Here is a 13,150-nt window from a genome sequence, read left to right as displayed (position 1 = left end):
CGGTCGCCCGGTCCGGGCGGTCACTCGTTCGCGGTCGCGCCCGCGTGCGCGGTCACGCCCGCCTCGGCCCGCTGGGCGGTCGCCGGATCCTTCCACACGTGCACCCGCTGGGCCGCCTGCTGCTCCAGCCCGGTCAGCCCGGCCGTCGCGCCGAGCGCCTCGGCGTACACCTGGTCGGCGTCGAGCCGGCGCAACTCCTCGGCCAGCTCGTCGCCGAGCGGCCGACGGACCAGCGGCAGCGTCCGGTCCTCCTGCCCGGTACGCCGGAACCGGGCCACGCTGTCGTCCCGGGTGAGCGTCAGCTCGTCGCCGTTGGCGCAGCGCAGCTGGACCTCACGCATGCGCGGGAACCCGTCGATGTGCTCCCAGGCCGGCTCGATGCCGAGGCGTGCGGTCAGCCAACCCCGCATCAGCGCCGCGGTCGGGTCGGTGCGCGGCGCCACCACCGTCGCCTCGGTGACCCGGGCCTGGGTGGTGTCGAACGCGCCGGCGACAAGCGTGCGCCACGGGGTGATCCGGGTCCAGGCCAGGTCGGTGTCGCCCGGCGCGTAGTCGCAGGCCCGCTGCCGCAGCGCGGCGATCGGGTCGGCGGCCTGCGCCGAGTCGGTGATCCGCCGGTCGGCCACCACGCCGAGGAAGTCGGTGGCGATCTCCTCCGGCGGCTCGCCGTGCCACCAGGTCACCACCGGCACGTCCGGCACCAGCAGCGGCATCACCACGGACTCGGCGTGCAGCGCGAGCCGGCCGTACATCCGGGTCACCACCGCCTCGCAGGGGCCGAGCCGGCCGCCCACCACGATCTCCGCGTCCAGCCGGTTGCGGTCCCGCTCGATGTCGGAGCGGACCACCACGAGCAGCCGGCAGGGGTGCGCGGCGGCGGCGATGGTGGCCGCCGCCTCGGCCTCCCGGACCCGCTTCTCGTCCACCACGACGATGAGCGTGAGCGCCATGCCGCTGGCCACCCCGCCCGCGCTGCGCCGCTCGGCGGCCAGCGCCTTGACCACCTCGTTGCCGGTGGTGTCCCACAGCCCGATCATCGGAGCCTCCTGGTTCGCTCGCTCTGCCCGCTCACGCTCTCCGCCATGCCCGGCCCTCGTCGGCCAGCATCTCGTCGGCGGCCCGGGGACCCCACTCGCCGGCCCGGTACGGCTCCGGCGTGGTGCCCTCCCAGGCGTGCTCCAGCGGGTCCACCACCTGCCAGCTCTGCTCCACCTCGGCGGCGTCCGGGAACAGCGTCCGGTCGCCGATGAGCACGTCCAGCACCAGCCGCTCGTACGCCTCGGGGCTGGACTCGGTGAACGCCTCGCCGTACTGGAAGTCCATCGCGATGTCGCGGACCTCCATGGTGGTGCCCGGCACCTTGGAGCCGAACTTCAGCACCACGCCCTCGTCCGGCTGCACCCGGATGACGAGCTGGTTGGCGCCGAGGGACTCCATGTCGGCCGGGTTGAACGGCAGGTGCGGCGCCTTCTTGAACATGATGGCCACCTCGGTGACCCGCCGGGGCAGCCGCTTGCCGGCGCGGATGTAGAACGGCACGCCGGCCCAGCGCCGGTTCTGGATGGCCAGCTTCACCGCCACGTACGTCTCGGTGGTGGAGTCCTCCGGGACGTCCTCCTCCTCCAGGTAGCCCTTGGCGCGCTCGCCGCCCACCCAGCCGGGCAGGTACTGCCCTCGCACGGTGTCCCGGGCGACGTCCCGGGGCACGGCGATGGCCTTGAGCACCTTCAGCTTCTCGGCCCGGATCTCGTCGGCGTCGAAGCTGGTCGGCTCCTCCATGGCGACCAGGGCGAGCAGTTGGAGCAGGTGGTTCTGGAGCACGTCGCGGGCGGTGCCGACCGAGTCGTAGAACGCGGCCCGGGTGCCGATGCCGACGTCCTCGGCCATGGTGATCTGCACCGAGTCGACGTACTTGGAGTTCCACAGCGGCTCGAACAGGTTGTTGGCGAACCGCAGCGCCAGGATGTTCTGGACCGTCTCCTTGCCCAGGTAGTGGTCGATCCGGAAGACGTCCTGCCGGGTGAAGACGTCGTCGACCAGGTCGTTGAGCGCCTTGGCCGAGGGCAGGTCGTTGCCGAACGGCTTCTCCACCACCACCCGCCGCCAGCCGCCGGACTTCTCGTTGTCGGCCATGCCGGTGCGGGCGAGCTGCTTGAGCACCACCGGGAAGGCGGCCGGGGGGATGGAGAAGTAGAACGCGGCGTTGCCGTGGATGCCGTGCGTGTCGCGCAGCTCGTCGAGCGTGGTGGCGAGATGGTCGAACGCGGCGTCGTCGTCGAACGAGCCGCCGACGAACTTGATGTTGCCGACCAGCCGGGCCCAGACCTCCTCGCGCCACGGGGTGCGGGCGTGCTTCTTGGCCGCGTCGTGGGCCAGCGACTCGAAGTCGCCGTCGCCCCAGTCGCGCCGGGCGAAGCCCAGCACCACGAAACCGGGCGGCAGGAGCCCCCGGTTGGCCAGGTCGTAGACCGCCGGCAACAACTTCTTGCGGGCCAGGTCCCCGGTGACCCCGAAGATCACCAGGGCGCACGGCTCGGGGATTCGCGGCAGCCGCCGGTCCTGGGGGTCGCGCAGCGGGTTCACCGGGCCACCTCCTCCTGCATCTCGGTCCACTGATTCCAGGTCATTGATCGTCACGTACGTGTCCGTCCGGCCGTATCCAGCAGCTGGGCGACGCCGGCCGCCCGCTCGGTCAGGTGTAGTCGCAGCACCGGTCGCTCCCGGCCGGTCAGGGCCCGCCGGTCGCCGGCGGCCTGGGCCGCCTGGAGTTCCGCGAAGGTGTACGGGCGACCCGGCACCTCCAGATCATCGGTGACCGCACCGGTGATCTGGAGGTGCCGGGCGCGCCCGTCGGGGTGGCCCGGATGGCGGGGGCCCCACCCGAACGTCACCGGCCGCCCGGTGACGCGGGCCAGCAGCGGGCGCAGCCCGGCCACCGCCGCGTCGACCCGCCGGTCGAGGTACGCGGTCACCGCGAGGTGCTCGTCGGGGGCCAGCCCGTCGGTCAGCCACCGCAGCGCGCCGGCCAGGTCGGTGGGGGCGCCGGCCGGGGCGTACACCTCGACCGCGCCGTCGACCGACGACGGCGGTCCGTCCGCCGGCGCGGGCACGTCGTCCTCGGCGGTGCCCACCGGCTCCGCGAACGGGTCGACCCGCAGCGCCACCGCGGCGGTCGCGGCAGCGTACTCCCAGGTGAGGAACTGGGCGCCGAGCGGCCCGTTGACCGCCACGTCGGCGGCCACCCCGGGCCCCACGCCCGCGCCGAGCGCGCCGCCCAGGCCGATCGTCAGCACGCCCGGGCCCTCGACGCCGGGCGCGTCCGGGGACTCCGCCGGGACCGGCAGCAACCGCCCGCCGGTCGCGCCGGCGAGCAGCGCGCCGGCCCAGTGGCGCAACCCGTCGAGGCCGGTGCCGTCGGGCACCAGCGCGACGGTGGACCGACCGTGCTCCGCCGCCCCGGCCAGCGCCGCGCCGAGCGCGAGACCGGGATTGTCCCGCTCCCGGTCGAGCGCGCCGGCCAGCGCCGCCGCCTCGTCCAGCAACTCGGTCACCGGCGCGCCGGCGAGGGCGGCCGGGACCAGGCCGAACGCGGCGAGCGCGGACCAGGGCCCACCCACCTGCGGGTCGGCCGGGATCAGCACCGCGCCCAGCTCGTCGGCGAGCGCCTCCAGCGCCGACCCGGGCGGGGTGACCACCACCAGGTGCCGGGCCGCCTCCGGCCCGGCGTCGTGCCAGGACTGCCGGAACGCCCGCAGGTGGGCGTCGGTGGTCCGGTCCAGGTCCCGGCCGGCGAGCACCAGCACGGTACGCGCCGGCCGGTCGGCCAGCGCCGCCCGGACCGGCCCCGGATCGGCCGTGTCGAGCACGGTCAGCGGCCGGCCCAGGCAGTCGGCGATCACTCCGGCGGCCGACGTGACGCCGCCGGGGCCGGCGAGCACCACGTGGTCCAGGTCGCCCAGCTCGGCGGTCAGTTCGGCGAGCTGGGGGAGCAGCTCCCGGCTGCGGCAGTGGGTGTCCAGCCAGCCCAGCCGGGTGCGGGCCGCCGCCTCGGCCCCGGGGCCCCAGAGGGTCGGGTCCTGGGCGGCCAGCCGCGCGGGGACGTCGCGGGCGACCAGCGCGGCGCGGGCGGAGCGGTCCACCGCGTCCGCGCCGTGCACGGCCAGGCCGGCGGCGGCGTCCGCCGGCCCGGCGAGCAGGTCGTCCACGTGATCACCTCACCCGTTCCACGGCACGGCGGGACGCGTCCCGGGGCCGGACCCCGGGACGCGTCGGACGCCGTCGGTCACGCGTTACCGCCGGCCTGCTGGGCGTTGCGCGCGTTGCCCTCGGCGGCCCGGTGCGGGTTACCGGTGCCCTTGGCCGCCTCGGCGAGGGACTTCTTGACGCCCTCCAGCAGCTCCAGCCAGCTCGCCTCGAACTTCTCCACGCCCTCCCGCTCCAGCGTGGCGATCACGTCGGCCAGGTCCACGCCCACGGACTCCAGGCCGGCGAAGACCTGCCGTGCGTCGTCGTACGCGCCGGTGATGGTGTCCGCCCGGGTCTCGCCGTGGTCGGCGTAGGCATGGATGACCGGTTCCGGCATGGTGTTGACCGTGCCGGGGGCGATCAGCTCCTCGACGTAGATGACGTCCCGGTAGTCCGGGTTCTTCGTCGAGGTGGAGGCCCACAGCGGGCGCTGCGGGTGGGCGCCCGCGTCGGCCAGCTTCTGCCAACGCGCGGAGGAGAACACCTCGCCGTACCGCTCGTACGCCAGCCGGGCGTTCGCCACCGCGGCCTTGCCGCGCAGCGACTTGGCCTGGTCGGAGCCGATCTTCTCCAGCCGCTTGTCGACCTCGCTGTCGACCCGGGAGACGAAGAACGAGGCGACCGAGCCGATCTTCGACAGGTCGTGCCCGTTGGCCTGCGCCTGCTCCAGGCCGGCCAGGAACGCGTCCATGACCGCCGAGTAGCGGTCCAGACCGAAGATCAGCGTGACGTTCACGCTGATCCCCTCGGCCAGCGTCGCGGTGATCGCCGGCAGGCCCTCCTCGGTCGCCGGGATCTTGATGAAGAGGTTCGGCCGGTCGACCAGCCACCACAGCGCCTTGGCCTCGGCGACCGTCCGCTCGGTCTCGTGCGCCAGGCGCGGGTCGACCTCGATCGAGACCCGGCCGTCCACCCCGGCGCTGCCGTCGTACGACGGGCGCATCACGTCGCAGGCCCACCGCACGTCGTACGTGGTGAGCATGCGGACCGCCTCCTCGACCTCCAGGCCGCGGGCGGCCAGGTCACGGAGCTGCCAGTCGTACTCGTCGGCGTCGCTCAGCGCCTTGGCGAAGATCGTCGGGTTGGTGGTCACCCCGGCCACGTGGCTCTCCCGGCGCAGCTTGTCCAGCCCGCCGGAGCTCAGCCGTACCCGGGAAAGATCGTCGAGCCATACCGCCACGCCCGCGGCGGTGAGTTCGTTCAGCCTGTCAGTTGTCATACCGTTCCCGCTCCCCTCAACTGCCGGTCGTGAAACCGGTGACGTCGCCCACCCGGGCCAGCGCCGCGTGCGCGGCGGCCACGATCCGGTCGGGGGTGAAGCCGAACTGCTCGAACAGCACGGTGTGCGGGGCGCTCGCACCGTAGTGCTCGATGCTCACGCTCTCGCCGCTGTCGCCGACGACGCCACGCCACGACATCGCGACGCCCGCCTCCACGCTCACCCGTGCCTTTACCCCGCGAGGCAGCACCGACTCCCGGTACGACTCGTCCTGCTCGTAGAACCACTCCTGGCAGGGCATCGAGACGACCCGGGTGGGGGTGCCGTCGGCCTCCAGCCGCTCCCGGGCGGTGAGGCAGAGCTGCACCTCGGAGCCGGTGCCGACGATGATCACCTGCGGCTTGCCGTTGGACGCCTCGGCCAGCACGTAGCCGCCCTTGGCGGTGCCCTCGGCGGAGCCGAACTCGGTGCGGTCGATCGTCGGCAGGGCCTGCCGGCTGAGCGCCAGCGCGGTCGGCCGGTCGGTGTGCTCCAGCGCCTGCCGCCAGGCCCAGACCGTCTCGTTGGCGTCGGCCGGGCGGACCACGTCCAGGCCGGGGATGGCCCGCAGCGCGGTCAGGTGCTCGATCGGCTGGTGGGTCGGGCCGTCCTCGCCGAGGCCGATCGAGTCGTGCGTCCAGACATAGGTCACCGGCAGCTTCATCAGCGCGGCGAGCCGCACCGACGGGCGCATGTAGTCGCTGAACACCAGGAACGTGCCGCCGTAGGGGCGGGTGCCGCCGTGCAGCGCGATGCCGTTGAGGATCGCGCCCATGCCGTGCTCACGGATGCCGAAGTGCAGCGTGCGGCCGTACTCGTCGCCCGGGAAGTCCTTGGTGGCGTGCCCGGCCGGGACGAACGACGGCTCGCCCTTCATGGTGGTGTTGTTGCTCTCGGCCAGGTCGGCCGAGCCGCCCCACAGCTCCGGCAGCACCGGGGCGAGCGCCTCCAGGACCTTGCCGGAGGCGGCCCGGGTGGCGACGCCCTTGGCGTCCGCCGGGAAGGTCGGCAGCGCGTCGGTCCAGCCGGTCGGCAGCGTACGGGTGGCCATCCGCTCCCACAGCGCCTTGCGCTCCGGGTTCGCCTGCGCCCAGGCGTCGAACCGGGTGTCCCACTCGGCCTGCGCCTCGGCGCCGCGCTCCAGCACCTGGCGGGCGTGCTTGAGCACCTCCTCGTCGACCTGGAAGGTCTGCTGCGGGTCGAAGCCGAGGATCTCCTTGGTGGCCTTGACCTCGTCCGCGCCGAGCGCCGAGCCGTGGATCTTGCCGGTGTTCTGCTTGTTCGGCGCGGGCCAGCCGATGATGGTGCGCAGCGCGATGAACGAGGGCCTGCCGGTCTCCGCCTTGGCGGCCAGCAGCGCCTGGTAGAGCGCTTCCACGTCCTCGTGGTAGTCGCCCTGGTCGGCGTCGCCGGTGCGCCAGTCGACGGTCTGCACGTGCCAGCCGTACGCCTCGTAGCGGGCCGCCACGTCCTCGCTCTTGGCGATCCGGGTGTCGTCCTCGATCGAGATCTCGTTGTCGTCGTAGATCACGCAGAGGTTGCCGAGCTGCTGGTGGCCGGCGAGCGCGCTCACCTCGTGGGTGATGCCCTCCTCGATGTCGCCGTCGGAGGCGATGCACCAGATGTCGTGCCGGAACGGCGAGTCGGCGCGGTCCGGCTCGGGGTCGAACAGGCCCCGCTCGCGGCGCGCGGCCATGGCGAAGCCCACCGCGTTGCCGAGCCCCTGGCCCAGCGGCCCGGTGGTGGTCTCCACGCCCGGGGTGTGCCCGTGCTCCGGGTGACCGGGGGTGAGCGAGCCCCACTGGCGCAGCGCCTTGAGGTCGTCCAGGGCCAGCGGGTAGCCGGAGAGGAAGAGCTGGATGTAGAGCGTCAGGCTGGAGTGCCCGGCGGACAGCACGAACCGGTCCCGACCGGGCCAGTTCGGGTCGGCCGGGTTGTGCCGCATGACGCGGTTGAAGAGCAGGTACGCCGCCGGGGCGAGGCTCATCGCCGTGCCCGGGTGGCCGTTGCCGGATTTCTCCACGGCGTCCATGGCCAGCACGCGGACCGTGTCGACGGCCCTGCGGTCGAGGTCGGACCAGTTGAGAGCGGGAAGCTCGGGTCGTTTCGCAGCCACGATGGTTGTGCTCCTCGGCAGATGGGCGGAACCCTCACTGATGACCCTATCGAGCGGCGCTAAACGTCCGCCCGGGGATCTCGGCATGGTCTTCTCTACGGGCGCGGCCGGCCCGGTCGTTCAACCCCGGGTGTGACGGCCCGCACCGTTGCCGGGTCTGCGGGGCAGCCAAAACGACGACGCGTAGTGTGTGGGGCGGTGTGTGGACCCGGGCTCGGGTCCGGGCCGATCGATCTCCCTTGCCGAAGCCGGAAGGTGGCAATCCGTGAGCATGATCACCGAGCGCCCCGTCAGCAACCCTGCCGGGAAGTCGCCGGTGGGCTCGGTGACGGAGGCGTCGGCGACCGACCGGCGGGACGTGCGCGGCGTGGTGGCCGCGTACGTGGCGCTGACCAAGCCGCGGATCGTCGAGTTGCTGCTGGTGACCACCGTGCCGGCGATGATGCTCGCGGACGGCGGCATGCCGTCGCTGTGGCTGGTGGCCGTGGTGCTGATCGGCGGCTCGCTCGCCGCCGGCGCGGCCAGCGTCCTCAACTGCTACATCGACCGCGACATCGACCAGTTGATGCGGCGCACCAAGCGTCGGCCGCTGCCCGCGCACACCGTGTCGCCGCGCAACGCGTTGGTCTTCGGGCTGGTGCTGGCGGTGGTGTCGGTGGCGCTGATGGCGGCGACCACCAACTGGCTGGCGGCCGGCCTGACGCTCGCCGCGATCGCCTACTACGACCTGGTCTACACGCTGTGGCTGAAGCGCACCACGGCCGCCAACACGTTCTGGGGCGGCGTCTGCGGGGCCGCGCCGGTGCTGATCGGCTGGGCCGCGGTCACCGGTTCGCTGTCGCCGGCCGCGTGGGGCCTGTTCGCGGTGGTCTTCTTCTGGCAGATGCCGCACTTCTACGCGCTGGCCATCAAGTACAAGGACGACTACGCGCGGGCCGGTATCCCGATGCTGCCGGTGGTGGCGTCGGTCCGGCGGGTCAACGTGGAGATCATCGCGTTCTCCTGGCTGACGCTGTTGTCGTCGCTGGCGGTCTGGCCGCTGGGGATGAGCCCGATCTACGGCGTGACGGCGTTGGTCGTCGGCGGGATCTTCGTGGTCGAGGCGCACAAGCTGTGCCGGCGGGCGGCGCGTGGCGAGGCGGTCAAGCCGATGCGGCTGTTCCACTGGTCCACCACGTACCTCACCATCCTCTTCGCCGCCGTCGCGCTGGACGCGCTGATCTGAGCCGGCCCCGCCCCTCGGCCGGGGCTCGCCCGTCCGCGATATTGCTCTGTTCCGCCGCGGGACGGGTTCATCAGAATTTCTTCCCGCGTGCCCCCGCAGGGGAGCAACCTGGACAGACCGTGACGATCCCCGGCGGTCATTCTGTCCGTTAATAGGCGGGCAAGTCCCGACAAATTTCCTGTGCATCTTCTTAAACGCTCGGGTAATTGGCATCACAATCAGTTCATGGTTCTCGCACATCCGGGTGGAAGTCTGCATAGGCTTCGCGTCATGGCAGATGGTTCCGATACGACGCTGACGGTTGAACAGACCGCCGAGCAGGCCTCCAACAGCCTGGTCGCGGGCATCAAGTCGTTCGCCGCCGGGCACGGCGGCGCGAAGGCGGTCATCGAGTACGTCGGCAAGCGCGGCGCACGGATCGTCCTCGTGGGTTCCGACGGGGTGTGGGCCGACCAGTTCGCCGACGGCACGGACGTCGCGCGGCAGGCCTGCGCCAAGGCCGGAGTCGACGTCGAGAACGCCTGGGAGCGTGAGCTGATGGACCAGATGCGTCCGAGCAACGACCTCTGGCGGTCGATGGCCCGACGCACGATGGCCCGTTGACACACATAACCGCATGACCGACCACCACCAGTCGACCCGGGGGGAACCCCGGGTCGCTTTCGTCACCTGCTCCGCACTGCCCGACCTCGACCCGGACGACCGGCTCGCGCTCGGCCCGCTCGCCGCTCGCGGTGTCGCCGTCGACGGCGCGGTCTGGGACGACCCGGCCGTGGACTGGTCCCGGTACGACCTGGTGCTGCTCCGCTCGCCCTGGGACTACGCGCTGCGCCGCGACGAGTTCGTCGCCTGGGCACGTGGCGTGCCGACCCTGCTCAACCCGGCCGACGCGGTCGCCTGGAACACCGACAAGCGTTACCTGGCCGAGCTCTCCGCCGCCGGGGTGCCCACCGTGCCGACCACCTGGCTCGCGCCGGGGCAGAGCTGGGTGGCGCCCGGCGACGGCGAGTTCGTGCTCAAGCCGGCGGTCAGCGCCGGCAGTCAGGACACCGGCCGGTACGACCTGGCCGACCCGGAGCACCGTGAGCTGGCGGCGGCGCACGTGCGGCGGCTCGGTGCCGCCGGGCGGGTCACCATGGTCCAGCCGTACCTCGACGCGGTGGACACCGCCGGGGAGACCGCGCTGCTCTTCCTGGCCGGCCGCGACGGCCTGGCGTTCAGCCACGCGATCCGCAAGGGCCCGATGCTGACCGGCCCGGACCGGGGCGAGGCCGCGCTCTACAAGGAGGAGCGGATCGACGCCCGGACCGCGACGCCGGCGCAGCGGGCCGTCGCGGAGCAGGCGCTGGCCGCCGTCCCGGGCGGTGCCGACCGGCTGCTCTACGCCCGGGTCGACCTGATCCCCGGCCCGGACGGCGCGCCCGTGCTGGTCGAGCTGGAGCTGACCGAGCCGAGCCTGTTCGTCGGGTACGCCGAGGGCGCGCCCGACCGGCTCGCCGACGCGGTCACGTCCCACCTGAGCCGCCGCCCCTGACCGCGCCACCGCCCGCCGGCTGAGCGGGGACGTCAGTCGCGGTCGGTGTGGTTGCGGTCCCAGCGTCCGCCGATCGGCGGGGTGTCCAGCCGCACCGCGGCCACCGTGCCGGCCAGGTCGTTGTCCTCGACCGCGCACGACACGCAGCTACCCGCCTCGGTGATCCACAGCCCGTACGCCTGGGTGTCGGCGTCCCGGTGCCAGATCCGGTTGTCGCGCACGGTGGCCGAGTCGAACGGGGCGGCGACGGTGATCCCGGCGCAGGCCGGCGGCCCGGCGGGCAGCTCGTACGCGGAGCCCGGGGCCGGGGTGGCCTCGTTCCAGCCGGTGGCGCCGTCCGGGCGCACCTCGGCCAGGGAGAGCCGGTCGGCGGTGTTGTCGGCGACCACCGCGCCCCGGGTGCCGACCCGGACGACCTTCCCGCGGTGCCCGCCGGGCGGCCAGTCCGCGTGGGCGTCGGTGACCTCGCGTGGGCCGTAGCGCACCGCGTCGCCCGAACCCCGGTGGGCGGGCGCGGACCGTTGCCCGTTGTCCCGGATGCGGTTGCCGACGATCGACGCGTCCAGCATCGGCCGGTCGATCCGGATGCCGTCCAGCGCGTTCTCCCGGATGTCGTTGTCCTGGATCACCACGTCCGCCGCCGCGCCCCGGTAACCGTGGCCGAGGTCGTGCTCGTGGTAGCCGTACCCGCCGTTGTTGCTGATCCGGTTGCCCTGCACCGCGTACGGGCCGGGAGTGTTGCCCATGCTGATGCCGTCGCCGACGTTGCAGTCGATCACGTTGCCGGTGAGCAGGCCGCCCCGCCCGGCGACCCCGGCGGTGCCGTTGGCCGAGACGTCGAAGCCGGCCTCCAGGTTGTTGGTCATGGTGCAGCCGGAGACGATCAGCCCGTCCGCGCCCCAGTCCGAGATGCCGAACCGGTTGGCCTGGCTGTGGCAGCCGATGATGCGGATGCCGCGCGGCGGGTCCCAGTGGTCCTTCTGGAGTTCCAGGAAGATCCCGTTGGTGCCGTTGCCGACCGTGGTGCAGTTGGCGATGGTGAGGCGCTCCACGGCGCCCCAGCCGCCGATGCCGACCCCGATCCCGGCGCCGCCCATCTGCTGGCCGTTGTCCAGCCGGCCGCAGCCCACCACGACCACGCCGTCGATCAGGCTGTCCTGGAGGAAGTCGCAGCCGAGACCGGTGGCGCCGGTGTGGTGGATGTAGAGGTTGCGGAACACGCCCCGCACCACGTACTGCAGGCCCAGGCCCTTGGCCAGGTAGTCGTACTCGGCCAGGCCCACGCCCGAGCCGTCGATCTCGAAGTCGGCGAACGTGCAGTCGGCGATGTGCCGGTCCCGGTCCGCGCCGTGCTGCACGGTCGTCCAGTAGGCGAGCGGCACCGGGGCGGCGCGGTTGCCCTCGTTGCTGAGCAGGAACCGGGTCGCCGCCGAGCCGGCGCCGATCAGGGACACCCCGCTGCGCCAGACCGTGCCGGCGTCACGGATCGAGTAGAGGCCGGGCGGGCAGTGGATGACCCGGGCCCGGCCGTCGGCGTCGTAGCCGGCGCCGAGGCGGTCCACCAGCGCGGCCAGGGCCGGCTGGTCGTTGGTGACCCCGTCCCCGGTGAGGCCGTGCTCGCGGGCGTCGCACCACAACGGCGCGCCGGCCACCGGCGTCAGCCGCTGCGGCGTGGACGTGGCAAGCCCCTTGCGCGACACCGGCGGCTCCCCTCGGGCGTACGGTCCGTCGTCCGGACCGCATTCCCGCTCCCGCCGGGCGGTAACGCCCGGTCCGGCCTCAGGCGGCGACGCCCACCGGCTCGGCGGCGGACGCCGCCGGTGTCTCCGGCGCGGCCGGGAGCCGCTCCCGGGTGGCCCAGAGCACGCCCAGCGTGGCCAGCAGCACCAGGCAGGAGCCGAGCATGTGCGCGGCGACCAGCACCGCCGGCAGGTGGGTGAAGTACTGGACGAAGCCGATCAGGCCCTGGCCCAGCTCGACCGCGAGCAGCACCCCGGCGGCCCGCGCGGCCCGCGCCGCGCCCACCGCCCGGAACGCGAACAGCAGCGCCACCGAGAGGCCGATCAGCAGGAAGACGCCGTCCGCGTGCACCTGCGAGATCGCCTCCGGGTCGAGCCCGTTGCGGGCCGCGCCGTGGTCGCCGGCGTGCGGTCCGCTGCCGGTCACCCAGGTCCCGACCACCAGCACGGCCGCGCCGACCACGACGGTGATCCGGGCGAGGGTACGCAGCGGCGCCGGCACGGTCGGCGTCACCGGCCCGTCCGGCTCCACGGTGCGCCGCCAGAGCGCGTACGCGGCGGCGATCACCACCATCGAGGCCAGGAAGTGCAGCCCGACCACCCACGGGTTGAGGTTGGTGAGCACGGTGATCCCGCCGATGACCGCCTGGGCCGGGATGCCGAACAGCACGCCGAGGGCCAGCGGCAGCAGTCCCCGCCGGCGCGGGCGCTGGGCCAGCACGGCCAGCACCACGGCGAGCGCGATGATCCCCACCGCGAACGTCAACAGCCGGTTGCCGAACTCGATCACCCCGTGCACGCCCATCTCGGACGTGGTGGTGTAGGACTCGTCGGTGCACCGGGGCCAGGTGGGGCAGCCGAGGCCGGACGCGGTGAGCCGGACCGCCCCGCCGGTGACCACGATCGCCACGTTCGCGATGATCGAGGTGTACGCGAGCCGACGCAGCAGCGTGGGGGAGACCGGGAACCGGACGGAACGCTTCACCCGGCGAATCCTACGCACCGTAGTGGACCACGATCGGGCGACTCCGCC

General features: G+C 73.2%; 10 protein-coding genes. 3 read left to right on the top strand and 7 right to left on the bottom strand.

The genetic code is table 11. From position 1 onward, the window contains the following. Window positions 1–20: 20 nt before the first annotated feature. From TPA0908_RS08515 to tkt, 5 genes are all read right to left on the bottom strand, one after another. Window positions 21–1,037 carry a glucose-6-phosphate dehydrogenase assembly protein OpcA gene (locus TPA0908_RS08515; RefSeq protein WP_281936348.1) on the bottom strand — a complete coding sequence of 339 codons (1,017 nt, stop codon included), beginning with the start codon at window positions 1,035–1,037 and terminating at the stop codon, window positions 21–23. A 31-nt stretch (window positions 1,038–1,068) separates the two neighbouring features. Further along, entirely contained in the window at window positions 1,069–2,583 is a 1,515-nt protein-coding gene (gene zwf / locus TPA0908_RS08510; protein WP_281936346.1) for a glucose-6-phosphate dehydrogenase, read from the bottom strand. A gap of 50 nt (window positions 2,584–2,633) precedes the next feature. Next, window positions 2,634–4,205, bottom strand: coding sequence for a glucose-6-phosphate isomerase (locus TPA0908_RS08505; protein WP_281936344.1), 1,572 nt, complete (start codon window positions 4,203–4,205; stop codon window positions 2,634–2,636). A gap of 77 nt (window positions 4,206–4,282) precedes the next feature. Continuing rightward, the gene (tal, locus tag TPA0908_RS08500; protein WP_281936342.1) at window positions 4,283–5,464 is read right to left on the bottom strand and encodes a transaldolase; all 1,182 of its coding nucleotides are present in this window, start codon (window positions 5,462–5,464) and stop codon (window positions 4,283–4,285) included. A gap of 16 nt (window positions 5,465–5,480) precedes the next feature. Beyond that, entirely contained in the window at window positions 5,481–7,619 is a 2,139-nt protein-coding gene (gene tkt / locus TPA0908_RS08495) for a transketolase (protein ID WP_281936341.1), read from the bottom strand. 265 nt (window positions 7,620–7,884) lie between these two features. Between tkt and TPA0908_RS08490 the strand changes: the two genes are divergently transcribed. The 3 genes from TPA0908_RS08490 to TPA0908_RS08480 all read left to right on the top strand — a co-directional run bounded on the left by TPA0908_RS08490 (window position 7,885) and on the right by TPA0908_RS08480 (window position 10,378). Then, window positions 7,885–8,844, top strand: coding sequence for a heme o synthase (locus TPA0908_RS08490; RefSeq protein ID WP_281936339.1), 960 nt, complete (start codon window positions 7,885–7,887; stop codon window positions 8,842–8,844). 270 nt (window positions 8,845–9,114) lie between these two features. Beyond that, window positions 9,115–9,447 carry a hypothetical protein gene (locus tag TPA0908_RS08485; RefSeq protein WP_281936338.1) on the top strand — a complete coding sequence of 111 codons (333 nt, stop codon included), beginning with the start codon at window positions 9,115–9,117 and terminating at the stop codon, window positions 9,445–9,447. 13 nt (window positions 9,448–9,460) lie between these two features. Beyond that, entirely contained in the window at window positions 9,461–10,378 is a 918-nt protein-coding gene (locus tag TPA0908_RS08480; protein ID WP_281936337.1) for an ATP-grasp domain-containing protein, read from the top strand. 32 nt (window positions 10,379–10,410) lie between these two features. Here TPA0908_RS08480 and TPA0908_RS08475 read toward each other — a convergent pair whose 3' ends face one another. Beyond that, a complete protein-coding gene (locus tag TPA0908_RS08475; RefSeq protein WP_281936335.1) occupies window positions 10,411–12,078 on the bottom strand; it encodes a right-handed parallel beta-helix repeat-containing protein in 1,668 nt (555 codons plus the stop codon). 79 nt (window positions 12,079–12,157) lie between these two features. Beyond that, window positions 12,158–13,120, bottom strand: coding sequence for a COX15/CtaA family protein (locus TPA0908_RS08470; protein WP_374709188.1), 963 nt, complete (start codon window positions 13,118–13,120; stop codon window positions 12,158–12,160). Window positions 13,121–13,150 lie beyond the last annotated feature (30 nt).

The organism is Micromonospora sp. AKA38, from assembly GCF_027925725.1.
Lineage (GTDB): Bacteria > Actinomycetota > Actinomycetes > Mycobacteriales > Micromonosporaceae > Micromonospora.
This window is presented reverse-complemented; position numbering and strand designations above follow the sequence as displayed.